Here is a 24,770-nt window from a genome sequence, read left to right as displayed (position 1 = left end):
GGCGGCCGTCTTCGATGCGGGCGGTCGGCTGGTCAACGGCGATGAGGCCATAGGCGAGCTGGTGAACCGGGGGCCCCATCGCTTCGAGGGGTACTGGAGGAATCCGGCCGCCGAGGCCGAGCGGCGCCGATGGGGGTCCCCGCGCTCGAGCGAAGCCGGGAGTGGGGGAGGTGCGTACTGGACCGGGGATCTCTTCTACCGGGATGCCGACGGCTATCTGTACTTCGCGGGCCGTACCGACGACCGCATCCGGGTCGACGGGGAGAACCTGGCCGCCGCGATGATCGAGAACATCGTCGCCCGGTACGAGGGCGCGGTGGCCGTCGCCGTGTACGGGGTGCCGGATCCGGTCACCGGGGACCAGGTGATGGCGACGATCGCCGGCTCCTTCGATCCGGCGGGCTTCGCCGAGTTCCTGGCGGCCCAGCCCGACCTGGGCACGAAGATGGCGCCCCGGTTTGTGCGGGTGGTGGAGCGGATGCCGGTGACGGCGACCAACAAGATCCACCGGGCACTGCTCAGGCGTGAGGGGTTCCGGTGTGCCGACCCGGTGTGGTGGCGGCCGCCGGGGGAGGGGGCGTACCGGACGCTGACCAGGGAAGACGTCGAAGGGCCCCTCGCTTTCGCGAAGAGCCCTTCATCTGTGCGCCGCCAGGGACTCGAACCCCGGACCCGCTGATTAAGAGTCAGCTGCTCTAACCAACTGAGCTAGCGGCGCATGACTCCCGCCTTCCGCTTTCCGCGACCGGCGACGAAGAAAATACTACCCGGTCTTCAGGGGTGCTCGTGACCACCCGCGGGCCGACTAGATCGTCAGGGACAGCAGCACCGGTGCCGCGTTCCGGTTCAGGGCGTCCGCGGCCTGGCGGAGGCGGTGGGCGTGCTCCACCGGGAGGGACAGGGCCAGGCAGCCCACCGATGAGCCCGCGGTGATCGGGACGGCCGCGCAGACCGTGCCGATCGCGTACTCCTGGAGGTCCAGGACGGGCACCGTCGCCGGCTGGGACTCCAGGCGGGAGAGCAGCAGCTTGTCGCTGGTGATGGTGCGCGAGGTGAGGCGGGCCATCTTGTGCCGGGAGAGATGGTCGCGGCGGGCGTTGTGGTCCAGCTGGGTCAGCAGGCTCTTGCCGACGGCGGTGGCGTGGGCGGAGTAGCGGAAGTCGACCCATTCGTTGACCGCCGGGGTGGTCGGACCGGCGGCGTACTGGGTGACCGTGACCTCGCCGTCCACGTACCGGCTCATGTAGACGGCGGCGCCGACCGAGTCCCGCAGCCGGTCCAGCGTGTGCTGGAGCTTGTCGCGCAGGGCCCGCTCCCGGTCGTGCGCCGAGGTGAGGCGGCGCAGGGTGTCGCCGGTGACGTACGCCCCGTCGGTGATCTGCTCGACATAGCCCTCGCGGCGCAGCATGCGCAGCAGGGCGGTCAGCCGCTCCGGGAGCAGGCCGGTGCGGCGGGCCACCTCGGTGTCGGTGACACCGGCGGGGTGACGGGCCACGGTCTCCAGGACGCGCAGCGCGTCCTGGGCCGAGTGGTTCGGGGCGGTCGGCTCGTGCATCAGCGCCACGGTTTCCCCCTGCGCTCGCCTGTCTGTGACCGCAGAAGCGGCCGCTCAATCCGGTCGGCGGATCCCTACCACGATAACGGGCAAAGGGCCGTTGGGGAGAGGGTGTTGGCGAGATTGTGGTCCTCGCCGACCCCTCCCAACTGGGGCGCAGACCCGGTGGCATATGTCAGGGTCATCACCCACTGCTCGGACCTCGGTAACTTCCCCTCTTCACACCGCGTAGTCACAGCACTGCGCTGAGGAATTCCCGGGTGCGGTCCTGATCCGGATCGCTGAAGATCTTCTCCGGTGGGCCCGACTCGATGACCCGCCCGGAGTCGAACATCAGCACCTGGTCGGAGATGTCCCGGGCGAAACCCATCTCGTGGGTCACGCACAGCATCGTGATGTCGGTGCTGCGCGCGATGTCCCTGAGCAGATCGAGGACGCCCGCGACCAGCTCGGGGTCGAGCGCGGAGGTCACCTCGTCCAGCAGCAGCACCTGCGGCCGCATCGCCAGCGCCCTGGCGATCGCCACCCGCTGCTGCTGGCCGCCGGAGAGCCGGGTGGGCCGTGCGTCGCACTTGTCGGCGAGCCCCACCAGGTCCAGCAGCTCCCGCGCCCGCGCCTCGGCCTCGTCCCGGGACATGCCGAGCACCTGCACCGGCGCCTCGGTGATGTTCCGCAGCACGGACATGTTCGGGAACAGGTTGAACTGCTGGAACACCATCCCGATCTTCTTGCGGACCTCCCGGATCTGCTTCTCCGGCGCCGGGAAGAGCTGTTGCCCGTCGACGGTGATCGTGCCCTCGTCCGGCTTGGTGAGGGTCATCAGCAGCCTGAGGATCGTGGTCTTGCCGGAGCCGGAGGGGCCGATCAGGGTCACGTGCTTGCCGGGCTGGACGGAGAAGTCCAGCTGGTCCAGGACGGTGTTGGTGCCGAAGCGCTTGGTGACGCCGGCCAGCCGGATCAGCTCGGAGGACGGTGCGTCGGTGACGGACGACTTCGTACGGGTCTCAACGGACAAGGCGTCGCTCCAGGGCTCGCAGAAGAAGGGAGGCCAGGTAGGAGATGAGGATGAAGGCCACCCCGATCACGGTCAGGGGCTCGGTGAACTGGAAGTGCTGCTGGGAGAAGAGCCGGGCCCGCCCGAGCATCTCCAGCACGGTGATCACCATCAGCATCGGCGTGTCCTTGAGCATCGCGATCACGTAGTTGCCGAGGGCGGGGATCACCCGGCGGATCGCCTGCGGCAGGATCACCGCGGTCCAGGTCCGCCGCCGGGGCAGGTTCAGCGCCGTCGCCGCCTCCCACTGGCCGACGGGCACCGCCTCGATACCGGCCCGGTAGACCTGCATCGTGTACGTCGAGTAGTGCAGGCCGATCGCGAAGGCCCCGGTGGCCAGCGCCGAGAAGGTCAGGCCCCACTCGGGCAGCACGTAGAAGAGGAAGAACAGCTGCACCAGCAGCGGGGTGTTGCGCACGAACTCCGTGACCACCCCGACCGGCCAGCGCACCCACCGGCTCGGCGTCCGCATCAGCAGCGCCCACACCAGGCCGAGGGTGAACGACAGCAGCGAGCCGAGGGCCAGGATCTGCAGGGTGACCAGCAACCCGTGCCAGAACTCCGGCATGAAGTCGCTCACGGCGTTCCAGTCCCACTTCATGCGACACGCCCCCCAACTCCGGTCGTCTGCGCACGCTTCAGCTCACGCTCCGCCGAGAACGTGCCGGCCTCCTTGCCGGCCCCTGCCTTCAGCCGCTTCTCCACAGAGCGCATCAGCCGGGTGAGCACGAAGGCGATCGCGAAGTAGATCAGCAGCACGTACGTGTAGATCTCCGCGCTCTGCTGGAGGGCCAGCCGCACCAGGTTGGCGCTGAACGTCAGATCGCCCATGCCCATGACCGACACCAGCGCGGTGCCCTTGAGCAGCTCGATCAGCAGGTTGCAGAAGGACGGGATCATCTCCGGCACCGCCTGCGGCAGCACGATCAGCCTGAGCCGCTGCCAGGGCGTGAAGCCGAGCGCGATGCCGCCCTCCTTCTGCGCCGGGTCGACCGCGTTCAGCGCGCCGCGCACGATCTCCGAGCCGTAGGCGCCGTAGGTCAGCCCGAGCGCCAGCGTGCCCGCCCACATCGGCACCAGCTGCCAGCCGAAGGCCAGCGGCAGCACGAAGAACACCCAGAAGATCATCACCAGCGCCGAGGTGCCGCGGAACACCTCGGTGTAGAAGCCGGCGAGGAAGCGCACGATCCACAGCCGGTGGGTGCGCGCGACACCGACGACGAAGGACACCGCCGTGGCCAGCAGCGATCCGAACACCAGCAACTGGACGGTGGTCCACACGCCCCTCAGTACGAGTTCCCAGAGCCCCGAGGTCATCCGCCGCACAGCTCCTTCGCGGTGAGGTCCGTTATCTCGGCCTTGGTGAAGCCGAAGGGCCTCAGGATCCGGAACAGCTCGCCGCTCCGTTTCAGCTTGCGCAGCTCGACGTTGAAGGCGTCCCGCAGCTTCGTCTCGCCCAGCCGGAACGCGAACGCGCCCCCGTCGACATGCGGCTTGCCCTTGACGAGCGGTGCGAAGGGCGCGGTGGCCTCCGCCTTGCCCGACTTCTTCACCACTTCGCGGGCGGTGAGCGCCGTACCGGCGAAGACATCGACGCGCCCGGCCTCGACGGCGTTCAGCCCCGCCACCTGGTCCGGGACGATCAGGATGTCGCTCTGCTTGTACCCGGCCTCGACCGCGTACTGGATCTCCGCGTACCCGGTCCCGGTGGCGAACCTCGCCTTCTTCTCCACCACGTCCCGGTAGGAGTGCAGCCCCTTCGGATTCCCCTTCCGGACGATGAACGCATCCAGCATCTGGTAGTCCGGATCCGCGAAGATCACCTGCTGGCAGCGCTCGGGATTGACGTACATCCCGGCGGCCACGACATCGAACTGCTGGGATTTCAGCCCGGGAATCAGCGAGCCGAACTCGCTCGGTACCGGCTGCACCCGGTCCACGCCGAGCCGCTTGAAGACCGCCTTCGCCAGCTCGGGCGCCTCCCCGGTGAGACGGCCGTCCTTGTCGATGTACCCGAAGGGGATCTCACCGGCGATCCCGAGCCGTACGACACCCTGCGCGCGCAGCCGCGCGAGCAGGTCGCCGCCCCTGACGCCCGACGCCGAGGCCACCCGCGTACAGCCCGCGGCACCCAGCGCGCCCACCGCACCGAGTGCCGCGGCACCCGAGAGCACCGAGCGCCTGCTGCGTCTGTGTTCCAACCGTTTTGTGTGTACGTCGTTCCCAAGTGGTGGAGCCATGGCGGCGCGGCTACCCAAGCGCACCCGTCGTATGCACCCTGGATTCATGGCCGATCGATTCGTCACCGTCTCGCTCGACAAGCGGGACACACACTGCACCGCACGACTGCTGGATGACCGCGCCCCCCTGACCTGCACGGCGGTATGGGAGGCCCTGCCACTGGCGGGCGACGTCTTTCACGCCAAGTACGCGCGCAACGAGATCTACGCCCTCTTCCCGCCGTTCGCCTCCACGGAACCCCCACTGGAAAACCCGACGGTCACCCCGATCCCCGGCGACCTCTGCTACTTCTCCTTCACCGGCACCGAACTGGCCACGAAGGCCTACGGCTACGACCGCGACCTCCGCCCCGGCACCACGGTCGTCGACCTGGCCCTCTTCTACGAACGCAACAACCTGCTGCTCAACGCGGACGTGGGCTGGGTGCCCGGGATCGTGTGGGGGCAGGTGGTGGAGGGCCTGGAGGCGATGGCCGAGGCCTGCAACGACCTGTGGCGGACGGGGGCGGCGGGGGAGAGGCTGGCTTTCCGGCGGGCTTGATCCGCGTTCCGCGACCCTTCTCCGGCGCTAGGCCACGATGGCGTCGACCGGCGGTGTCGCCACCACCCCCGCCTCGTACAGCGCATGCGCAGCCCGCAGTACGAGGTCATCCCGGTGCCGGGCCGCGACGAGCTGCATGCCGACCGGCAACCCGTCGCCGTCGGTGCCCACGGGGACCGTCGCCGCCGGCTGCTGCGTGAGGTTGAACGGGTACGTGAACGGCGTCCAGCCCGTCCAGCGTCGTAGTCCCGAGCCCTTCGGTACCTCCTCGCCCGCCTCGAACGCCGTGACCGGCAAGGTCGGTGTGACCAGCAGGTCGTACCGCTCGTGGAAGCGGCCCATCCGGCGGCCGAGGTCCATGCGGACGTCCACCGCGGCCAGGTAGTCCAGCGCGCTGTACCGGGCGCCCTGCGCGCAGATCTCCCGCAGGCCGGGGTCGAGCAGTTGTCGCCGGCGTGGCGAGAAGTGCTGGGTGAGCCGGGCCGCGCCGCTGAACCACAGGGTGTGGAAGGCGTCCACCGGCTCGCTGAAGTCAGGGTCGGTCTCCTCGACGTACGCGCCGAGGTCCGCCAGGGAGGCCACCGCCCGCCGTACCGCCGACGCGACCTGCGGGCGGACCGCGACCTGGCCGCCCAGGGACGGGGAGTACGCCACCCGCAGCCCGCGCACGCCTCCCTGCAGCGCCGCTGTGAAGGAGCCCGGCGCGGGCGGCAGCGCCGACCAGTCGCGGGCGTCGGGTGCGCCGATGACGTCCAGCAGCAGTGCCGCGTCCGCCGCGTCCCGGGTCATCGGGCCCACGTGTGACAGGGTGCCGAACGGGCTCGCCGGATACAGGGGCACCCTGCCGTACGTCGGTTTCAGCCCGAAGATCCCGCAGAACGCGGCGGGGATGCGGATGCTGCCGCCGCCGTCCGTGCCCAGCGACAGCGGGCCCGCGCCGAGTGCGACGGCCGCCGCGCTGCCGCCGCTGGAGCCGCCCGCGGTGCGGGAGCGGGCGTAGGGGTTGCGGGTCACGCCGGTCAGCGGGGAGTCGGTGACGCCCTTCCAGCCGAACTCGGGTGTCGTCGTCTTGCCGAGGAAGACCGCGCCGTGCTCGCGCAGGCGGGCGACGGAGGGCGCGTCCTCGGCCCAGCCCGCCTGTTCGGAGACGGTCTTCGAGCCGCGCAGGGTGGGGTGGCCGCGCAGCAGCAGGATGTCCTTCACGGTCACCGGCACCCCGTCCAGCAGCCCGGCCGGCTCACCGCGCCGCCAGCGCTCCTGCGACTCACGTGCGCGCGCCAGTGCGTCCTCCTCGGTGAGCCGCACGAACGCGTTCACCTCCGGCTGGATGCGCCGCGCCCGCTCCAGGGCCTGTCCGGTCGCCTCCACCGGACTGAACTCGCCCTTGCGGTAGCCGTCGAGGAGTTGTACGGCGGTCAGGTCGGTGAGCTGCATGCACCCTCCTGGGGGGTCAGTGGCCCGGTACGTAACCACGCTTCTTGTCGACCACGTTCACCAGTGATCTGCCCGCCGCCCACCGCTCGTACAACTCCACGAACTGGAGTCCGAGTTCATCCCGCCAGCCGACCGTGTCCCCGCTCATGTGCGGAGAGACGATCAGACCCGGCAGACCCCACAGCGGGCTCTCCTCGGGGAGGGGCTCGGCGGCGAAGACGTCCAGGGCCGCGCCCGCGATCCAGCGTCTGCGCAGCGCCTCGGCGAGCGCGTCCTCGTCGACCAGCTGCCCGCGGCCGACGTTCACGAAGACCGTCGAGGGCTGCATCACGCCGAACCGGCGGGCGTCGAACATGCCGGACGTCTGCTCGGTCAACGGCGCGGCGGCGATCACCCAGTCCGCGCGGGAGATCAGCCGCTCCAGGTCGCCCGGGCCGTGGACCCCGGTGCGCGGCACCCGCCCGACCAGCGCCGTCGTGACATCCAGGGCCTTCAGCGTGCGGCCGATCGCCCGGCCGATCGGCCCGGAGCCGACCACGCACGCGCGCGTGCCCGCCACCCGGCGGGTCTCCCGGTGCCGCCAGGTCCGCTCGCGCTGGTACTCCAGCGTGCGCGGCAGGTCCTTGGCGACCGCCAGCACCAGGGCGGCCACGTACTCGGCGATCGGCTGGTCGAAGATCCCGCGCGCGTTGGTCACGACGGTGCCCGACGCGGCGAGCTCCGGGCACATCAGATGGTCCACACCCGCGCTCGCCGTGTGCACCCAGCGCGGCCGCGGCCCCTCCCCGGGCCAGGCCTCGCGGACGGCGTGCGAGGTGAAGTCCCAGACCAGCAGCACGTCCGCCTCCGGCAGCCGCTCGGCCAGGTGCGCGGCGTCGGTGTGCACGATCCGGGCCCGGCCGGTGAGGCGGCCCAGCCGGGGCGGGGGGTCGGCGTCGAGGACCAGGAGGGTGGGCAGGGTCGGCGTCATACGGGGCGGCTCCGGGCGTCTGACATGCACGGATTGACCACGCTCGCACCCGAACCTACCTTCGTCAACACGGGCGTATCCACCATCCGTTGCCCCCTCTTCTCTCAGCGTGAGGCCGGTGCTGCCATGGACGTCTCTTTTCTCGGCGGCCCCCGCCCGCAGCGCGGTGTCGCTGTCGTGGCCCCCTTCGACTTCGCCCTCGACCGCGAGCTGTGGCGCTGGGTGCCCGACGAGGTGTCGTTGCACCTGACCCGCACGCCGTTCGTGCCGGTCGAGGTCAGCCTGGACCTGGCCCGGCTGGTCAGCGAGCACGAGACGCTCGGCGAGGCGGTGCGCGCGCTCAGCGCCGTCGCCCCCGAGGTCGTCGCCTACGCCTGCACCTCCGGCAGCTTCGTCGGCGGGATCGCCGGCGAGCGGGCGATGTGCGCGGCGATGAGCGGGGCCGGCGACGCGCTGCCCTCGGTCACCACCTCGGGGGCGCTGCTGGAGGCACTGGAGGAACTGCGGATACGACGGGTCGCCCTCGTCACCCCGTACACGGTGTCCGTCACCCGCGCCCTGGAGCGGTACGTCGCCGAGGCCGGCATCCGGGTAACCGGCTGCTCCTTCATGGGGCTGACCCGGCGCATCTGGCAGGTGCCGTACCGGGACGTGGTCGCGATGGCCCGCCGCGCGGCCCGCCCCGGCGCGGCCGATGCGCTCTTCATCTCGTGCACCAACCTTCCGACCTACGACGTGATCCCCCAACTGGAGGCCGAGCTGCGCATCCCCGTGCTGTCGGCCAACCAGGTCACCATGTGGGCTGCGCTGCGCCGGATGGGTACCCGGGCCGTGGGGCCCTATCAGGCGCTGCTGGACGAGGCCGCGCGTGCCTGGCCCGTACTGCCGGAAGAAGCGCAAGGCCACCAGGACCACCAGGAACACGGAGAAGGGCTGACATGACCGCACTCGGATTCCTCTACCCGGGCCACTCCGGCGAGGACGACTATCCGCGCATCGAGCAGCTCCTGGGCAGCGACATCCGGGTGGAGCTGGTCCACACCGACATCGGGGAGGACGCGCACCGGGTGGACGCGCTGCGCGAGATGGGTTCGACCGAGCGGCTCGCCGCAGGCATGGAGCAGCTGCGGCTGGCCGGCGCCGAGACGGTGGTGTGGGCGTGCACCAGCGGCAGCTTCGTGTACGGCTGGGAGGGCGCCCAGAGCCAGGTGCGGACGCTGGCCCGGCTGGCGGGGATGCCGGCCTCCTCGACGTCCTTCGCCTTCGTGCACGCGGCGCGGGAGCTCGGCGTACGACGGGTCGCCGTGGGCGCCACCTACCCGGAGGACGTGGCCGCGCTGTTCACGGACTTCCTGCGGGCCGGAGGGCTGGAGGTGAACGGGGTGCGCTCCTCGGGGATCGTCACGGCCGCGGAGGTGGGCACGTGGGGCGAGGAGGAGGTGCTGACGCTGGCGCGTACGGCGGACGCCTCCGGCGTGGAGGCCGTGCTGTTGCCGGACACGGCGTTGCACACGGCAGCGCACATCGGCCTGCTGGAGAAGGCGCTGTCCAAGCCCGTGCTCACGGCGAACCAGGTGTCGGTGTGGGAGGGGCTGCGGCTGGCCGACCGGCGGGTGAACGCTCCTGCACTGGGGAAGCTGTTCACCAGGGAGCCGATCGTGCAGGTCTGACAGGTCTGACCGGCCGGCCATCGGGGCTCCGCCCCGGACCCCGCCTCGCTCACCCCCGCCCGACCCCGTCGGAATAAACGGGGACTGCCTCCTGTTAGCCCCGGCAGGACAGCTCACAGCCGGAAAACAGGAGGCATACACCGTGTCGGCAGACGAGATCCGGGGCGCGACGCACGGCACCGCCCCCGTCCCCCTCTCCGTACTGGACCTGGTGACCGTCGGCGCGGGCAGTACCGCCACCGAGGCGCTGCGCACCAGCGTGGAGCTGTCCCGGTTCGCCGAGTCGCGCGGCTTCCACCGGTACTGGGTGGCCGAGCACCACTCCATGCCCGGCGTCGCCTCCTCCTCGCCCGCCGTCATCCTCGCCCACCTCGCCGCCCACACCGACCGCATCCGGCTCGGCTCGGGCGGCGTCATGCTGCCCAACCACGCCCCGCTGGTGATCGCCGAGCAGTTCGGCACGCTGGAGGCGATGGCGCCGGGGCGGATCGACCTGGGGCTCGGGCGGGCGCCCGGTACGGACGGGGCCACCGCCGCCGCGCTGCGCCGCAGCGACACCCTCACCGAGGGCGCCGACGACTTCCCGCAGCAGCTCGCCGAGCTCACCCGCTTCCTGGACGACGACTTCCCCGACGGGCATCCGTACCGGCGGATCCATGCGATTCCGGGTCCGGTGCAGGGCAGCAGCCCCGGCGGGGTCCAGTCCCCGCACCGCCCGCCCCTCTGGCTGCTCGGCTCCTCCGGCTTCAGCGCCCGCCTGGCCGGCCTGCTCGGGCTGCCCTTCGCCTTCGCGCACCACTTCTCCGCGCAGAACACCATCCCGGCCCTCGACCTGTACCGGGAGACCTTCCGGCCCTCCGCGGTGCTGCCCGAGCCGTACGCCCTCATCGGCGTCTCCGCCCTCGCCACGGACGACGAGCGCGAGGCCCGCCGCCAGGTGCGGGCCACCGCGCTGAACATGATCCGGCTGCGCACCGGCCGCCCGGGCCTCTTCCCGGACCCGGAGGAGGCCGAGAGGCACGAGTTCAGCCCGATGGAGGAGGACTTCGTCGCCTCCTGGACCGGCAACATCGTGCACGGCACGGCGGACGAGGTCCGCTCCGGCCTCGACGACCTGCACAAGCGCACCGGCGCCGACGAGCTGATGCTCACCTCGCACGCCCACCGCGGCGAACTGCGGCTGCGCTCCTACGAACTGATCGCGGACGCCTACGGCTTGCCCACCGCGTAGGCCTGTTCCCCCAGCAGCTCGGAGATACGATCCGGCGGCACCGGGCGGGAGTACAGCCAGCCCTGTCCGGTGTCGCAGCCGATCCGGCGCAGCCGCGTGGCCTGCGCCGAGGTCTCCACGCACTCGGCGGTGACCGTCAGGCCCAGACGGTGGGCCAGCTGGATCATCGCCTCCACGATCACCTCGTCGGCCGCGTTGGGCGGCACGGCCACCGTGCTCTTGTCGCCCTCGTACTGGAAGCCGCGCACGAAGGAGCCGTCCAGCTTCAGCACCGACACCGGCAGTCTGCTCAGATACGCCAGGTTCGAGTAGCCGGTCCCGAAGTCGTCGATGGCGATGCGTACGCCCATGTCGCTGAGGGCCTGGAGGGCCTGGAGCGGGCGGCCCCCCGAGCCCATGACCGCGGACTCGGTCAGCTCCAGCTGGAGCAGGTGCGGGGCGAGTCCGGTCTCGGCGAGGGTCTGCGCCACGTCCGCCACCAGATCCGAGTCCCACACCTGACGGACCGCCACGTTGACGCTCACGAAGATCGGCTGCTCACCGGGGTTGTCCAGCTGCCAGCGCCGGGCCTGCCGGCAGGCGGTCGCCAGCGCCCAGCGGCCCAGCTGCACGATCGAACCGTCCTCCTCCGCCAATCCGATGAACCGATTCGGCGTCAGTGTGCCGAACTGAGGATGATTCCAGCGGATCAACGCCTCGACCCCGCTCAGCCGGCCGTCCTCCATGCCCACCAACGGCTGGTACTCCAGGGCGAACTCGTCGCGATCGATGGCGGGGCGGAGGGTGGAGGAGAGGGCCTGGCGGGTCATGCGGTGCGCGTTGCGCTCGGGGTCGAACAGCGTCCAGCGGCCCTTGCCGTCGGCCTTCGCCCAGTACAGGGTCGTATCGGCCGCCTGCATCAGCCCGGTGGCGGTCGTACCGGCCGCGTGCCGCTCCACGACGCCGATGGAGGCCGTCAACGACAGCCGCTGCCCGGCCAGGTCGAAGGGTGCCTCCAGGGCCTTCAGCGCGGACTCGGCGAGGTCGGCGAGCTGCTCGGTGCCGGTGGAGTCCTCGACGAGCAGGGCGAATTCGTCGCCGCCGAGCCGGGCCACCAGGGGCGCGCCGGCGCGGGCGTACCCGGCCTCGTCGGCGACCAGGGTCAGCCGTTCGGCGACGGCCGAGAGCAGCCGGTCGCCGACCCGGTGGCCGAGAGTGTCGTTGACGGCCTTGAAGCCGTCCAGGTCCAGGTAGCACAGGCCGATCCGGCCGGTGCCGCTCAGCTCGTACGAATCCGCCTCCAGGGCGGCCGTCAGGCGCTCGAAGAAGAGGGTGCGGTTGGGCAGCCGGGTCACCGGGTCGTGCATCTGCAAGTGCCGCAGCCGAGCCTGGAGTTCGCGGCGGGCGCTGATGTCGGCGACCGACACGAGCACGCCGGGCCCGTCGCCCGCCAGCGGTGACACGGTGACCTGCACCCACACCGAGTGCCCGTCGGGATGCTTCAGCCGGCGGGTGCAGCGCAGCCTCGCCTGCCGGCCGCGCAGGACCTCGCGGTAGGCGTGCCAGGTGCGGGCGTCCGAGGCCAGGTCCACCAGGTCGGCGGCGACCCGCCCGGGCAGGGCCTCCGGGTCGGTGCCGAGCAGCTCGCCGAAGGTGGCGTTGGCGCTGACGACGAGACCCTCGCGATCGACGACGGCCATGGAGAGCGGGGCGGTCGCGAAGACACGGTGATAGGTGTTGTGATCACTGTCTGTGACGGCTGACCGGTCGAGGTCTGCCACGGGCGTCGGCCCTTCGGACGTTCCGCTCACCGCTCGCTCCCGCGTGCACTCGATGGTCCGTGCCGGAAAGTGTGCCGATCATAGAGGCTGGCCCCGGGCCCTTCCAGCCACTCTCCAGTGTCCCGGACAGACCACAGGTTCTGACAGATCGTTTCTGCTCGCACCTGGACGGGTTCATCAGGCCCCCGACCAGTTGTGACGTTCCGTGAGTGTTTCGGGGTGTCGGTTATGGAAGCGCACCGGCGCACAAACGGGCGCACTCACCCTTCTGGTTCAGGCAAACAGGGCGAACATCACTAAAGTCCCACAATCTGGATGCGGTGTCCCGCGAACCGCATCCGGAGGTCCTTTCGTGCCCAAGCTGCGCAGCACCGCCGCCGTGTTCACCACGATGTCGGCGCTCGCCGCGACCTCGATCCTCACCGGCCCGTCGGTCGCCGAGCCCTTCTCGACGGCCCCCTGTTCCCTGCACCGGAGCGAGGTCCATCACTCGGAAGGGGTGGACACCTGGAACCCCGACTACACCCGCCCGACCGGCACGCTTGACGCTGTGATGATTTTCCTTTCCTTCCCGGACGCCGTCCCGCACGCCACCCCCGCCGAGCTGACTGCCGACCACTTCCCGGCCACCAGCCGCTTTTTCGCGCAGGCCTCCTATGGCAGGTTCACGCTGCGCCCGCATCCGCTGGGGCACTGGCTGCGCATGCCGCAGCCGTCGGCCTCGTACGCCATGAAACGTGACTGGAGCGCCACCGACCGGGCCGCCTACCTGCGCGACGCCTTCGCCGTGGCCGACAAGGAGGTCGACTTCTCCCGCTACGACGTCGTCTACTTCGTCGCCGACCCGGACGCGCCCGGCGTGGACTCCGACGCGACGAAGGTCGTCAACCTCGACACCCCCATGCATGTGGACGGAACGGATGTGCGCCGGGTGGTCACGGTCTTCGAGAGGCACCCGCCCGACCATCTGGTCCTCGCTCACGAGACGGGCCACGTCTTCGACCTCCCCGACCTCTATCACCGCCCGGTCGACGGCAAGGGGGACTGGGACACCTACGTCGGCGACTGGGATCTGATGGGCAGTCAGTTCGGGCTGTCCCCGGACCTGTTCGCCTGGCACAAGTGGAAGCTGGGCTGGCTGGATCCGCGCCAGGTGGTGTGTGTGCGCGGGGCCGGTCCGACCCGCCTCACCCTGGAGCCCCTGGAGGCCGGTCCGGGCGTCCCGGTGCAGGGCACGGCCGGCGCTCCCGCCTTCGGCCTCGGTCACGGCGCGAAGCTGGCGGTCGTGCGCACCGGTCCGGACAGCGCGCTGGCCTTCGAGGCGCGCGGCTCGGCCGGGAACGACCCCGCGGTCTGCCGACAGGGGGTCCTGGTCTACCGGGTGCAGGGCGGCGCGGAGTCCGGCGGCGGCCCGGTCGAGGTGGTGGACGCCCATCCGCACACCGAGGGGTGCTGGGAGAACTCGGTCTATCCGCCCCTCGCCGACGCCCCGGTCTCCCTAGGGGAGAGCTTCACGGTGCCCGGGGAGGGCGTGAAGGTGGAGGTGGAGGACCGGACGGCGTCCGGGGCGTGGACGGTGAAGATCACGCCGGGGGTGGTGGGCTGAGCGCGCGTCGTCCGTATACCGAGGCAGTGCGAAGGTATACGAAAACGGCGGGCCGGATTCTTTCGAACCGACCCGCCGTCGTCACGTGCGCCGCCAGGGACTCGAACCCCGGACCCGCTGATTAAGAGTCAGCTGCTCTAACCAACTGAGCTAGCGGCGCCTGCTGACGTCGTAGACCTTAGCATCCTGCTCGGCGGGAGGAAAAATCGAAATCCGCACGGCAGCGCGGGCCGCCCGGACGGCCGCCCAGAGCACGACCTCGGGGCCGGGCAGCCAGGGGTGACGGGTGTCGGGAGCGACCAGCCAGCGGGAGCCGCCGGGGGACTCGCCGCCGCCCAGCGCCGGGACGGTCACCGCGTCTCCGGTGCCGTGACAGAGCAGGGGCGGCACGGCCTCCGTACGGTGGGACCCCCATTCCTCCCAGGCCAGCAGCGAGGGCAGGCGCTGGGCCGTGCCCGGGGCGGCGAACAGCAGCATGCGGCCACGGAACATCGCGACCGGCCCGGATCCCGGCCCCTCGTCCCATAACCGGTCCAGCATCCGGCGCCCGAAGATGGCGGGGGCGCTCACCACGTCGAAGACGGTGCCGCAGGGCAGGACCAGCGGGGCGTCCGGGTGCTCCTGCCAGAGGGCGAGCGTGCTGCGCGGATACGTTCCCGCCGAGGCGAGCCAGGCGGTTCCGTCGGGGGTGGCACAGGTGACATGGGGTGTGCTGCTCATGCCGACTACATGTACCGGTCGTGAGCAGGTGACTCTCCTGAGTTGCGGAAAGCCGGGACAGGAGCGGGCAGAGAGGAGTATCTTGCCCGCCCGGCATATGCCAGCCGCGCAGGGCTGCCGGACTAGGACCAGGACTAGACGGGATCGACGGGCGAGCGGCCCTCGGCGTCGACGCCCCGCATCAGATCCCGTCCGAACTCGACCATCCGCTTCGCGTAGTCCTCGGTCCACTCCGCCCGCTCGGCGATGTCCGCCGGGGTCAGCCGGTCGAAGCGGCGCGGGTCGGCGAGCTGGGCCGCCGCGATGGCCTGGAACTCCACGGCCCGGTCGGCCGCCGCACGGAACGCCTGGGTCAGCTCCGTCGCCCGGGCCAGCAGCGCCCGCGGATCCTCGATCGACTCCAGGTCGAAGAAGTGCTCGGGATCGGCGGCCGCCTCCGCCGGCTCGAAGATCAGGGGCGCGGGGCGTAGCCGCGGTTCATGCCGACGCGGCGTGGGCTCCGCCATGTCTTCTCTCCTCCTCGTACGGTCCGGTGGGCACCGCCTTCCGGTGGGCCACCGTCCATTGTCTCGCGTGGGGGCAAGGGGACCTCAGGGTTGCCGGAAGTCCTGCGTGCTGCATCCGCCGATGCTCCGGTCACGGCCGCCACGGCACCCGGTGCTCTGCCAGGTGCGCCGGCACGGCGTGGTTCGCCTCCCAGCCGTCCGGGCTGTTTCCATTGGCCGCCTCCGGCGGCGTGCCGGACTCCGTCCGGCGAGGGGGCGGTGCTGGGCCGGGTGCCCGCTGACCAGGTGCCCGGCGCGTCGGTCACGGCCGCCACGGCACCCGGTGCTCTGCCAGGTGCGCCGGCACGGCGTGGTTCGCCTCCCAGCCGTCCGGGCTGTTTCCATTGGCCGCCTCTGGCGGCGTGCCGGACTCCGTCCGGCGAGGGGGCGGTGCTGGGCCGGGTGCCCGCTGACCAGGTGCCCGGCGCGTCGGTCACGGCCGCCACGGCACCCGGTGCTCTGCCAGGTGCGCCAGCACGGCGTGGTTCGCCTCCCAGCCGTCCGGGAACTTCACCAGCGTGCCCAGCTGGACCGGTTCCGTGGACGGGTAGTCGTCCAGGAGGTCGCCCACGCCGGCGCGGCACACCACGATGCAGGCGTGCCGGTGGCGGGAGGCCAGGACGCACAGTCGGCCGGTCTCCAGGTGGAAGGCGGTGGCGTCGGGACGGCCGGAGAGCGGGTGCAGGACGACCGTGACGTCGTACTCACGGCCCTGGAGGCGGTTCGCGGTGTCGACCGTGACGTCCGCCACGCCCAGCTCGGCGAGCGCCGAGCGGACCGCCGCCGCCTGGTCGCGGTGGGCCGTGCCGACGGCGATGCGGCCGGCGGTCACCGGAGCGGGCTCCGGTGAGCGCTCCGACACTGCCGCGCCTCCCCTGTCCAGCAGGCGTCGTACGACGGCCGTCACCGCCCGCACCGCCTCCGGGTCCGTGCGTGGGGTGTGGCGGGCGGGCAGTTCCAGCAGGCCCCAGCCGGACTGCGCCGCCTCGTCGATCACCCGGTCCGGGCCCGAGCCGTCGGAAGGGACGGCGAAGGACAGGCGCCGGACGCCGTGGCCGGTGCCGCTGCGGAACGGGGTGTAGGGGTAGAACGCGTCCGAGACCAGCGGGGCCGCGGAGGCCGGCAGGCGCCAGGAGACCGGCAGGCGATGCTGCGGGAGCTCCGGGTTGTGCGCCAGGAGGGTGGTGACCGCCGAGGCCGACGGGTCGTACGACAGGCCCGCCCACTGCTCGCTGCCCACGATCGCGAACGGATCCAACTGGCCCGGGTCGCCCACGAACAGCGCCCGCTCGAACAGGCCGGCCACGGCCAGCAGGGAGTCCGAGCGCATCTGGTACGCCTCGTCCACGATCGCGTGCCGCCACGGCTCGTCCACTTTGACGTGCGCCCACTTCGCGGCGGTGGACAGGACGACGGGCAGGCCCTTCAGGTCGGCCGCCTTCGCCGACGGACGGACGTTCGCCAGGCCGTCCAGTGCCTTGTCGTACGGGTCGGTGTCGCTGCTGTGCAGCCGGCCCACCGGCAGCTCGGGGTTCTTCTCGGCGAGCCGCAGCACCAGGTCGTCCACCTGGGCGTTGGTCTGTGCGACCACCATCAACGGGCGTCCGGCATCGGCGAGTTCGAGGGCCGCCCGGACCACCAGGGTGGACTTGCCGGCACCGGGCGGGGAGTCGACGACCACGCCCCGCGCGGTGCTGTGCAGGGTGTCGTCGAGGATCGCGTCGGTGGCGCGTGCGGCCGCGGCTCCCGGGTCGAAGTCGACGGTCGTCACAGCACGTCCTCCTCGGTCAGGGTGTCAGGGGCTTCCCCTACGGCCTCGCCCGGCGGGCCGCCGTGTGTCCACGGGGTCTCCTCCGGGTCGGGCAGCTTCGCGCCGCCGCGCTGCTCGTGCTCGAAGAGGGTGAAGCACACCGCGTCGCCCTTCTCCGGCACCGAACCGGGCTCGGGCTCCTTGCCCCGGCCCATCTTGTCCACGATCCGCAGGACGACGAGGAAGCCCTCGCCCTCGTCCGGGGAGCCCTCGTAGCCGGCGAACTCGGCCGCCTGCGGCTTGCCGTCCAGCGAGCGGTACACCTTCGCGCGCTCCGCCAGATGAGGCCGGTCGTCCGTGCGGACCGTCACCAGCGGGCGCGGGCTGGGCCGCTTGCCCTCGCTGTACGCCATGACGACATCGGTCACCTCGCCCGCGAACGCCTCCCCGGCCAGCCGCCGCCCCGCCATCACCAGCGGGTCGTCCAGCGCCTCCTGCGCCTCGAGGCGGGCCTGTTCGCGCTCCCGCGTGGCCAGCTTGTTCGCCGCCGTCACCGCGTCGTCGCGGCGCGGCTGCGGGGGCTCGCCGGCCAGAACCCGGTCGCGGTGACCGGTGAACGACCAGCGGTCGCGGGTCCAGCGCTCCTCGACGCGCGCGCCCTCCGGCAGCGCCCGCAGCAGGTCCAGGCCCCGCCACACCGCGTCCCAGGTGGGTCGGGTGCGGCTTTCCACCAGGTCGCGGATCTCCCGCTCGGCGGCGGTGAGCGCGGCCAGCCGGTCGTCGGCCTCCAGGGCGTCCTCGGCGGCGGCCAGTGCGGTGCGGGCGCGGTCGTAGCGCTCGATGGCCGGGGCCAGGAGCTTGTTGTCGAACGCCGGGTCGGTGGCCGGGCCGGCCGGCGGGCACAGCAGCTGGCCGTCGGCGTCGCGGGCGAGTTCGGCCCGGCGGGCGGCCTCGGCTCCGGTGTCGTCCCCGGGAGGGTCGATCCAGGCGAGCAGCGCGCCCAGGTGCTGGTCCTCCAGGCTGGACTGGCCGGTCGCCCAGTGCCGGGACAGTACCTCGGTGAGCGCCAGCAGGAGCGAGGAACCGGGTACCCGGGCCCGCTCGCCGTAGTGGGTCAGCCAGCGGCCGAGCAGGGGGATGCGGGGCGGTGCGGGGTGGGGGGTCTCCGGGTCCTGCTCGGCGGTACGGCGAAAGCGCATGGAGCGGCCGAGCAGCCGTAGGTAGTCCAGGCCCGCCCGGCTCGGCACGATCAGCTGGGGCGCGTCCGCGCACAGCTCGACCTCGACCTTGACCCGCTTGCCCGTCTCCGGGTCGGTCTCGGTGCGCTCGGCCGCCTCGACGGCCTGCGCACAGGAGTCGAGGTACGGCAGGACGACGTCGGCCAGGTCGGCGAGGAACGCGAAGCGCAGGTCGCGGTCGCGGGGCTGCGGTACGACCAGCAGGCGCGGCGCGTCCCGGTCGGTGCCCACCAGCGCGCCGAGCGGGGCGCCGGCCTCACCGGCGGTGGTGAGCGGCACGAGGACCAGGGGGTGGCCGGACAGATGGCGGTGGCGGACGGTCGCGGTGGGCTGGGCGCGTCCGGTGCTGACGGCCTCCAGCCGGGCCAGGGTGGCGATCAGCGACAAGAGGCCACCTCCCGGCCGGCCGTGGCGCGTGTCTCCGCGCGCAGGGCCGCTTCCCGGCCGACGCTCTGTGCCAGGGCTTCCGCGCGCAGGGCAGCCGCCCGGCGCAGGGCTGCCACCGCCGGGTCGTCGGGGTCGCCGCTGTCGCCGCGGGCCGCCGCGAGGACGTCCTCGACCGTCGTCAGGCCGCCCAGTTCCGCACGCAGGGGGCGGCCCAGACGGGTCACGGCATCGGCCGCGCGGGAGCGTTCCCGGCAGTGGAAGGCCAGTTCGCAGGCGGACAGGCACTCGGGTGCGTAGGCCGCCGGGACCGCCTCCACGGCAGCCGTCAGCTCCTCGGCCGGCCGGTCCGGGGCGAAACAGGTGCCCTCCGGCAGGGTGTCGGCGATCTCCTCGATGCGGGTGAGCCGGGCCAGCTGGCGGGCGGTGACCGCGCGCTGCTTGCGTACGTCGACGGCGGAGCCGGTGGGCAGGTTGGAGAAGTCCTTCGGGCACACGAGAAGCACCCGGTGCCGTACCGGTGGCACGGGGTCGAGGCGGGCCGCGACCGCCTCCAGGGCCAGTACGTACACCGCCGCCTGCCGGGCGGCCGCGCCCACCTTCGCCGGGTCGGCCGAACCGTCCAGCATCGGGAAGGACTTGATCTCCACGACCGTCCAGCTGCCGTCCGGGTGCACCACCACCGCGTCCGGCTCCAGGAAGGCGAGCGAGCCCGCCACGTCCAGGGCCAGCATCGGGTGGTCAAGGAGCGTCCAGCCGCCCGCGGCGACGGCCTCGCGCAGCGCCAGCGCCGTACGGGCCGTACGCCCCTCGGGGCCGAGCGCGGACAGGTCGGGGACGGCAGCCCCGGCGGGCGGCTCGGCGCCCGGGTCGAGGCGGGAGTGCACCAGCCGCAGCAGCTCCGCGCCGCCGTCCGCCTTCACCCGCGCCTCGAACGCGTTGCCCCGGGTCAGCGCGAACTGCGACTGACCGAAACCGGAGGGCGCGCCCAGCGCGCTCGCCAGCGCCGCCTTGTCCACCCCGGCGCCGTCCAGGATCGACCGTCTGCGGCACCCGGGGTTCGCGGCCAGCGCCGCGAGGGCGCGCGCGTCCAGCGCCTTGGCCGGTACGTCAAGGCCGCGCAGCTCAGCGAGCCGCTGCCGGAGCCCCTTCGCCCGCGTCGCTGGGGGAGGCGTCCGGTTCGGCTGCGGATGCGCGCTGCGACTCGCGCTGCCGTGGAATTCGCTCACCCGCGGAAGTCTGGCATCCGGCACTGACAATCGGGGAGCCCGTGCTCTCCGGGACCGGTGTTGTACGACGGCTCAGGCGGGCCCGGAGCAGGTCTGCACCGCGCATCACGCGCGGCGCGAGCAGCAGGCCCACGCCCATCACGGCCACGCCCGCGACCGCGTCCAGGAAGTAGTGGTTGGCGGTGCCCATGACGACGAGCGCGGTCAGCAACGGGTAGGCGACGCCGAAGACCTTCATCAGGCGCGTGCCGCCGTGGCGCCACAGCATGACCCCGCACCACAGCGCCCAGCCCACGTGCAGGCTCGGCATCGCCGCGTACTGATTGGTCATGGCGCCCATGCCGCGCGGGGCGCTGGCCTCACCGCCCCACCAGCCGTACGAGCTGTAGTGGGCCATCGTGTCGACGAAGCCGTGGTCCGCGGAGAGCAGGCGGGGCGGGCAGGTGGGCAGCAGGGTGAAGCCGATCAGGCCGATGAACGTGGATGCCATCAGCCAGGTGCGGGCCGCGCGGTAGTGCGCGGTGCGGGCCCGGAACAGCCAGATCAGGATGGCGGGCGTGATCAGGTAGTGCAGCGAGGCGTACCAGAAGTCGGCCGGTACGCCGAGCCAGGGCTCGCGCGTGAACAGCCGGTTGAGCGGGTGCTCGGCGTTGAGGTGCAGGAGCTTCTCGATACGCAGGATCGCCAGGCCGTGGTCGACGGCGGAGGAGACGTCACCGCGGGCGAGGAGGCGGCCTGCCGAGTAGCAGCCGTAGACCAGCAGGATCAGCGGAAGCTCGGTCCACCACCGCAGCCGGGTCCGCGGGACCACCTCGGTGCCCGGTGTCTCGGTCTGCGGCATCCGATCGCCCTCCCCCTTCTGCTGTGGTGCGCCCCGGCGGGCGACCGTGCCACTTTACGTTGTCCATATCCCGGCCATGCGGGCGCTTCAGCCCTCAAAGACGCCGACATCGCCCGCCGGGTTGCCCCTGTCCGGCGTGAGCGATGATGGAGGGACTCCGCTTCTGTTTTCTCCGGCGTCTGCTTGGCGTCCCTCTCCGGAAAGGTCCCCCATGGCACCGCGCATCCTGCTGGCCCGGCACGGACAGACGCAATGGTCGCTGTCCGGCAAGCACACCGGCAGGACCGATGTGCCGCTCTTGGAGGAGGGCCGGCGCGGAGCCAAGCTGCTGGGCGAGCGGCTGCACCGGGCGCCGTTCGACGGGCTGCCCGGGGTCGAGGTGCGGACCAGCCCGCTGGCACGCGCGCGTGAGACGTGCGAGCTGGCCGGGTTCGGCGAACGCGCCGAGTCCTGGGACACGCTGATGGAGTGGGACTACGGCGCGTACGAGGGCATGACCCCCGCCGAGATCCAGGCCGTCCGGCCGGGCTGGCTGATCTGGCGGGACGGAGTCCCGCAGGGGGAGAGCCTCGCGGAGGTCACCGCGCGCGCGGACGAGGTCGTCGCGTGGGCGCGCGCGGCCGACCGTGACGTGCTGGTCTTCGCCCACGGGCACATCCTGCGGTCCATCGGTGCGCGCTGGCTGGGGCTGCCGCTGGAGTTCGCCGCCCGGATACGGCTGAACCCGACCTCGCTGTCTGTGCTGGGCTGGGCCTACGGGCAGCCGGCGATCGAGAGCTGGAACGACCTGGGGCACCTGGCGGGGTAGCCGGGTGCCTGGTGCGGGTTTCGCTTGCCCATGCCCTGAAGGGGCGCGGGGCTGTATCGATATGCGGCTCCGCCGCGTGGGCGCGATCAGCCCCACGCACCCGCGGTCTCGTCGCTACGCCCGCCCAGCCCGTGGCAGTGAGGCGTGCCGATCGATGAACTCCGAGACTCCCGACGCCCGCCGATGCGGCAGCAGTACCCTCGCCGTCCCCGCCAGCATCGTCTGGATGCGGGAGGACTGGACCTGGTCCAGCAGGTCGAGAACGCGCATCGCTGCCTGCGCCGCCTCGTCGGGACGACCACCGCGGGCCAGGTCATCGGCGAGTTCGGCCGTGTAGAGGGCGATGTTGCGGGTGAAGTGGGGGTCTTGGAGGTGCGCCGCGCGGCGGGCGTGGCGGGACGCACGCCGCCAGTCGCCCAACGTCGACCAGCACTGCGCCTCCAGCCCCTCCAGCTCGGCCTCTCCGTAGAAGCTCATCCACTCGGGGTCGGCGTCCGAGTGGCCCCGCTCGAAGAGGGCCTGCGCGCGGGCCAGCGCCTGTTCGCAGCCGGCGCGGTCGGCGAGGCCCGCCCAGCCGCCCGCCTCACGCAGGGCGAGCAGGGACATCAGGCGCGGTGAGTTCAGGGGGCGGGCGACGCGTTGGGCGGCCTGCGCGGCGCGTACCGCCTCGCGGGGGCGGCCCGCGTCGCGGGCCAGGAACGCCGTGTTGCAGAAGGCGTGGGCCTCAAGGCCCGGGTCGCCGGTCATACGGGCGGTGGCCAGCGCCTCCGCGTAGTGCGAGCGGGCGTCGTCGAAGCGGCCGGAGTCGTGCGCCAGCCAGCCCACGGAGATGGCCAGTTCACCGGCGCCCGAGTGCAGCCTCTCGGCTGTGGTCAGACGGGTCGCTCCGGCGTCCAGCAGTGCGTAGGCGGCACGCAGGGGTGCCGCCGCGCGCCGGTACAGGCCGTCCGCGCCGTGCCGGTCGTCGAGCAGCCGGATGCGGCGGACGGCTTCCTCCAGGGCGGCCGCCTCGGGGGTTCCGGCGCGGCGCTGCGGCCGGGCCGTCGCCGCGGCGTCGGTGGCGAGCCCCAGCGGGCCCAGCGTGGCGGCGGCCATCGTGACGCCTCCGCCGGTCATGAATGCGCGACGCAGCACGTCGCTCTCCTCGTGGTTCAGTGGGTCGTTCTCGTACGGCTCGTGCGTGTCGTACGGATCCTGCGGGTCGAACGGGTCCTGCGTGTCATACGGCTCGCAGGCCCTCTGCGTCTCAGCGGTGCCGAGCGCCAAGGGCGTCGCCTCCGCGGCCGTACGCGCCCCGCGTCCGCGGACGGACGAGCGCGGCGCGAAGCCGAGGTCGGTCAGCGTGCGGCCGGGGAACATATGGAGGAACACCCGTTCGTACGCGTAGTTCGGGCAGCGGATCTCACCCGCCTCGACCCTGCCGACGTAGCGCGCGTCGCAGCTCACCGCCTCGCCGATGTCCCGCGCGGCCCGCCGCACCAGCGCGGCGAACTCGGCCGGTGAGCGCCGGCCGCGCAACTGCCGGAAGGCGAGGTTCGGCCGTGGTGGCCGTTCGGGCTGCGACGAGGTCTCGCTTGACGACGCCATGGCCGGGTCCTCTCGTGCGAACCGTCGAACCATGCCGGCCCCGGGGTGGATTCGGGCTGAGTTGTCCGTGTGACACCCTTGTTCCGGCGGGCAAGAACGTACCTGCTGTGTCGGACCCGACACGCAGTGTTTGGCTACAAACCGGATATCTCATCCACGATCTGCCATGAACTGCCATCCTTTGCGGCGCACTTGTGCCGTAGCCGTTGACGCTCTCGCGCGTTGAACACCATGGACTGCAACAGGCGTGGTGGAGGCCGGCATGGAGACCAGCCAGAGCAACGATCCTTGTACATCGGGCACATCAGGCAGACCGGGTGCGTCACCGTCGCCGGCGGCCGATGACGGTGACGCGGCCTGCGACCTCGTGACGGTGCCGGCCCGGCAGGGGCTGGAGGCGGTCGACATCCTGCGGCGCGGGGCAGGGGAGACGGTGGGGCCCGTACTGCACGACGACGGCTGCGACACCCTCGGCTTCCTGGTGCCGGCCGGCACGGCCGCCTGCTGGGACGTGCCGGGCAGCACCTGCACCGAGACGAACGGGCAGGGGCTGCGGCTGACCCCGGAGCCACCGGTGGAGGGCTCGGACTGGCTGCTGCCGCCCGGTGATGCCGACCTCGCGACCGACCCGGTGGTGCTGCGCCGGGCCCTGGGGGAGGCGGCCCGGCTGATCGAGGCCGCCGACAGCCGCCGGTGAAGCGCAGGCCCGCGGCACCTGCGAAAATGGACCGGTGGGCAGGTCCAGGAACAAAGGGCGCAGGTCGGCCGCCGTCGAGGCCGTGGTGGAAGCGGTCGACGGCGGGCTCGCACAGCTCATACCCGACCCGGAGCGCTCCCGGGCCTGGACGCTGCTGATCGACGGGGCGCCCCAGTCGCACGTCGACCTGGACGACCCGGCGTACCTCTCCTTCGAGTACCAGCGCCGCCTCGGCCATGTCATCGACCTCGTCGCCCCGCCCGGCAAGCCGGTGCAGGCCGTGCACCTCGGCGGCGGCGCCCTCACCCTCGCCCGCTACGTCGCCGCCACCCGCCCCCGCTCCACCCAGCAGGTCGTCGAGCGGGACGCCCGACTCGTCCAACTGGTCCGCCGCGAGCTGCCGTTGGACCCGAACGCCCGGATCCGGGTGCGGTCGGCGGACGCCCGCGAGGGGCTGGCCAAGGTGCCGGACGGCTGGGCCGACCTGGCCATCGCCGATGTCTTCAGCGGCGCCCGGACCCCCGCCCACCTCACCTCCACCGAGTTCCTGGACGAGGTCCGCCGAGCCCTGAAGCCCTCCGGCGTCTACGCCGCCAATCTCGCCGACGGCCCGCCGCTCGCCCATCTGCGTGGCCAGATCGCCACCGCCGCCGCCCGCTTCGCGGAACTCGCGCTGATCGCCGACCCGGCCGTACTGCGCGGCAAGCGATTCGGCAACGCCGTCCTGGTCGCCTCCGACCTCCCGCTCCCGCTCGCCGAACTCACCCGCCGTGCCGCCTCCGACCCGCACCCCGCCCGGGTCGAGCACGGCAGGCAGCTCCTCGACTTCACCGGCGGCGCCGTACCCGTGACGGACGAGGCAGCGGTGGCCTCCCCGGCCCCGCCACCCTCGGTGTTCCGTTAGCGCGGG

24 protein-coding genes and 2 tRNA genes are annotated in these 24,770 nt (G+C 72.2%); 9 read left to right on the top strand and 17 right to left on the bottom strand.

Annotated features, from left to right (window positions below; genetic code table 11):
• On the top strand, positions 1-679 hold a 679-nt coding region (locus AQI88_RS20330; RefSeq protein ID WP_159050366.1), incomplete at its 5' end, for an AMP-binding enzyme.
• Here the strand turns inward: AQI88_RS20330 and AQI88_RS20325 are convergent.
• From AQI88_RS20325 to ehuB, 6 genes are all read right to left on the bottom strand, one after another.
• Positions 645-718: transfer RNA gene (locus AQI88_RS20325), tRNA-Lys, on the bottom strand. The genes AQI88_RS20330 and AQI88_RS20325 overlap by 35 nt on opposite strands.
• Positions 719-805: 87 nt before the next feature.
• Positions 806-1,564 carry an IclR family transcriptional regulator gene (locus AQI88_RS20320; protein ID WP_067001164.1) on the bottom strand — a complete coding sequence of 253 codons (759 nt, stop codon included), beginning with the start codon at positions 1,562-1,564 and terminating at the stop codon, positions 806-808.
• A 223-nt stretch (positions 1,565-1,787) separates the two neighbouring features.
• Positions 1,788-2,570 carry an ectoine/hydroxyectoine ABC transporter ATP-binding protein EhuA gene (gene ehuA / locus AQI88_RS20315; RefSeq protein ID WP_067001163.1) on the bottom strand — a complete coding sequence of 261 codons (783 nt, stop codon included), beginning with the start codon at positions 2,568-2,570 and terminating at the stop codon, positions 1,788-1,790.
• Complete coding sequence (gene ehuD, locus AQI88_RS20310; RefSeq protein WP_067001162.1) at positions 2,560-3,210, bottom strand: ectoine/hydroxyectoine ABC transporter permease subunit EhuD; 651 nt, start codon at positions 3,208-3,210, stop codon at positions 2,560-2,562. Before ehuD ends, ehuA begins: the two co-directional genes overlap by 11 nt.
• On the bottom strand, positions 3,207-3,926 hold the full coding sequence (gene ehuC / locus AQI88_RS20305) for an ectoine/hydroxyectoine ABC transporter permease subunit EhuC (protein WP_067001159.1): 720 nt from the start codon (positions 3,924-3,926) through the stop codon (positions 3,207-3,209). Before ehuC ends, ehuD begins: the two co-directional genes overlap by 4 nt.
• Entirely contained in the window at positions 3,923-4,849 is a 927-nt protein-coding gene (gene ehuB, locus AQI88_RS20300) for an ectoine/hydroxyectoine ABC transporter substrate-binding protein EhuB (protein ID WP_067001156.1), read from the bottom strand. Before ehuB ends, ehuC begins: the two co-directional genes overlap by 4 nt.
• Positions 4,850-4,895: 46 nt before the next feature.
• Here ehuB and AQI88_RS20295 point away from each other — a divergent pair, with 46 nt between their 5' ends.
• Positions 4,896-5,390, top strand: coding sequence for a DUF3830 family protein (locus AQI88_RS20295; RefSeq protein ID WP_067001154.1), 495 nt, complete (start codon positions 4,896-4,898; stop codon positions 5,388-5,390).
• A gap of 27 nt (positions 5,391-5,417) precedes the next feature.
• Here the strand turns inward: AQI88_RS20295 and AQI88_RS20290 are convergent, their stop codons facing one another.
• Together AQI88_RS20290 and AQI88_RS20285 are read right to left on the bottom strand one after the other, a co-directional pair.
• Positions 5,418-6,824 (bottom strand): amidase, encoded by a 1,407-nt coding sequence (locus tag AQI88_RS20290; RefSeq protein WP_067001151.1) that lies wholly within the window; start codon positions 6,822-6,824, stop codon positions 5,418-5,420.
• Positions 6,825-6,840: 16 nt separating this feature from the next.
• Positions 6,841-7,794, bottom strand: coding sequence for a D-2-hydroxyacid dehydrogenase (locus AQI88_RS20285; RefSeq protein WP_067001148.1), 954 nt, complete (start codon positions 7,792-7,794; stop codon positions 6,841-6,843).
• 126 nt (positions 7,795-7,920) lie between these two features.
• Between AQI88_RS20285 and AQI88_RS20280 the strand changes: the two genes are divergently transcribed.
• The 3 genes from AQI88_RS20280 to AQI88_RS20270 all read left to right on the top strand — a co-directional run bounded on the left by AQI88_RS20280 (position 7,921) and on the right by AQI88_RS20270 (position 10,695).
• On the top strand, positions 7,921-8,736 hold the full coding sequence (locus tag AQI88_RS20280; RefSeq protein ID WP_067001145.1) for a maleate cis-trans isomerase family protein: 816 nt from the start codon (positions 7,921-7,923) through the stop codon (positions 8,734-8,736).
• Positions 8,733-9,464, top strand: coding sequence for a maleate cis-trans isomerase family protein (locus tag AQI88_RS20275; protein WP_067001139.1), 732 nt, complete (start codon positions 8,733-8,735; stop codon positions 9,462-9,464). The genes AQI88_RS20280 and AQI88_RS20275 overlap by 4 nt, the downstream gene beginning before the upstream one ends.
• A gap of 142 nt (positions 9,465-9,606) precedes the next feature.
• Positions 9,607-10,695, top strand: coding sequence for an LLM class flavin-dependent oxidoreductase (locus AQI88_RS20270; RefSeq protein ID WP_067001136.1), 1,089 nt, complete (start codon positions 9,607-9,609; stop codon positions 10,693-10,695).
• Here AQI88_RS20270 and AQI88_RS20265 read toward each other — a convergent pair.
• Positions 10,674-12,485: a putative bifunctional diguanylate cyclase/phosphodiesterase gene (locus tag AQI88_RS20265; protein WP_067001133.1), complete on the bottom strand. Its 1,812-nt coding sequence runs from the start codon at positions 12,483-12,485 to the stop codon at positions 10,674-10,676. The two genes, AQI88_RS20270 and AQI88_RS20265, sit on opposite strands and share 22 nt — an antisense overlap.
• A 361-nt stretch (positions 12,486-12,846) precedes the next feature.
• On the opposite strand from AQI88_RS20265, the gene AQI88_RS20260 reads away from it, so the two are divergent.
• Positions 12,847-14,061 carry a M6 family metalloprotease domain-containing protein gene (locus AQI88_RS20260; protein ID WP_067001715.1) on the top strand — a complete coding sequence of 405 codons (1,215 nt, stop codon included), beginning with the start codon at positions 12,847-12,849 and terminating at the stop codon, positions 14,059-14,061.
• Positions 14,062-14,147: 86 nt separating this feature from the next.
• Here AQI88_RS20260 and AQI88_RS20255 read toward each other — a convergent pair.
• From AQI88_RS20255 to AQI88_RS20225, 7 genes are all read right to left on the bottom strand, one after another.
• Positions 14,148-14,221 (bottom strand) — tRNA-Lys (locus tag AQI88_RS20255).
• The gene (locus tag AQI88_RS20250) at positions 14,212-14,781 is read right to left on the bottom strand and encodes a bifunctional DNA primase/polymerase (protein ID WP_067001130.1); all 570 of its coding nucleotides are present in this window, start codon (positions 14,779-14,781) and stop codon (positions 14,212-14,214) included. Before AQI88_RS20250 ends, AQI88_RS20255 begins: the two co-directional genes overlap by 10 nt.
• A 134-nt stretch (positions 14,782-14,915) precedes the next feature.
• On the bottom strand, positions 14,916-15,287 hold the full coding sequence (locus tag AQI88_RS20245; RefSeq protein ID WP_067001127.1) for a hypothetical protein: 372 nt from the start codon (positions 15,285-15,287) through the stop codon (positions 14,916-14,918).
• 472 nt (positions 15,288-15,759) lie between these two features.
• Positions 15,760-17,097, bottom strand: coding sequence for an AAA domain-containing protein (locus AQI88_RS20240; protein ID WP_067001123.1), 1,338 nt, complete (start codon positions 17,095-17,097; stop codon positions 15,760-15,762).
• Complete coding sequence (locus AQI88_RS20235) at positions 17,094-18,701, bottom strand: hypothetical protein (RefSeq protein ID WP_067001120.1); 1,608 nt, start codon at positions 18,699-18,701, stop codon at positions 17,094-17,096. The genes AQI88_RS20240 and AQI88_RS20235 overlap by 4 nt, the downstream gene beginning before the upstream one ends.
• Positions 18,692-19,822, bottom strand: a complete 1,131-nt coding sequence (locus AQI88_RS20230) for a hypothetical protein (RefSeq protein WP_107118614.1) — start codon at positions 19,820-19,822, stop codon at positions 18,692-18,694. Before AQI88_RS20230 ends, AQI88_RS20235 begins: the two co-directional genes overlap by 10 nt.
• Before the next feature lies 1 nt (position 19,823).
• Entirely contained in the window at positions 19,824-20,768 is a 945-nt protein-coding gene (locus tag AQI88_RS20225; RefSeq protein ID WP_067001114.1) for a phosphatase PAP2 family protein, read from the bottom strand.
• Positions 20,769-20,979: 211 nt separating this feature from the next.
• Here AQI88_RS20225 and AQI88_RS20220 point away from each other — a divergent pair, with 211 nt between their 5' ends.
• On the top strand, positions 20,980-21,576 hold the full coding sequence (locus AQI88_RS20220; RefSeq protein WP_067001111.1) for a histidine phosphatase family protein: 597 nt from the start codon (positions 20,980-20,982) through the stop codon (positions 21,574-21,576).
• Positions 21,577-21,690: 114 nt separating this feature from the next.
• Here AQI88_RS20220 and AQI88_RS20215 read toward each other — a convergent pair whose 3' ends face one another.
• Entirely contained in the window at positions 21,691-23,163 is a 1,473-nt protein-coding gene (locus AQI88_RS20215; protein ID WP_067001108.1) for an NsdA family TPR-like regulatory protein, read from the bottom strand.
• 262 nt (positions 23,164-23,425) lie between these two features.
• Between AQI88_RS20215 and AQI88_RS20210 the strand changes: the two genes are divergently transcribed.
• Both AQI88_RS20210 and AQI88_RS20205 read left to right on the top strand, forming a co-directional pair.
• Positions 23,426-23,860 (top strand): hypothetical protein, encoded by a 435-nt coding sequence (locus AQI88_RS20210; protein ID WP_079057706.1) that lies wholly within the window; start codon positions 23,426-23,428, stop codon positions 23,858-23,860.
• Between the two features lie 34 nt (positions 23,861-23,894).
• Positions 23,895-24,764 (top strand): spermidine synthase, encoded by an 870-nt coding sequence (locus AQI88_RS20205; protein ID WP_067001103.1) that lies wholly within the window; start codon positions 23,895-23,897, stop codon positions 24,762-24,764.
• Positions 24,765-24,770 lie beyond the last annotated feature (6 nt).

It is taken from the genome of Streptomyces cellostaticus (assembly GCF_001513965.1).
Taxonomy (GTDB): domain Bacteria; phylum Actinomycetota; class Actinomycetes; order Streptomycetales; family Streptomycetaceae; genus Streptomyces; species Streptomyces cellostaticus.
Note: the sequence above shows the minus strand (reverse complement) of the source record. Positions and strands in the feature narration are given on the sequence as shown.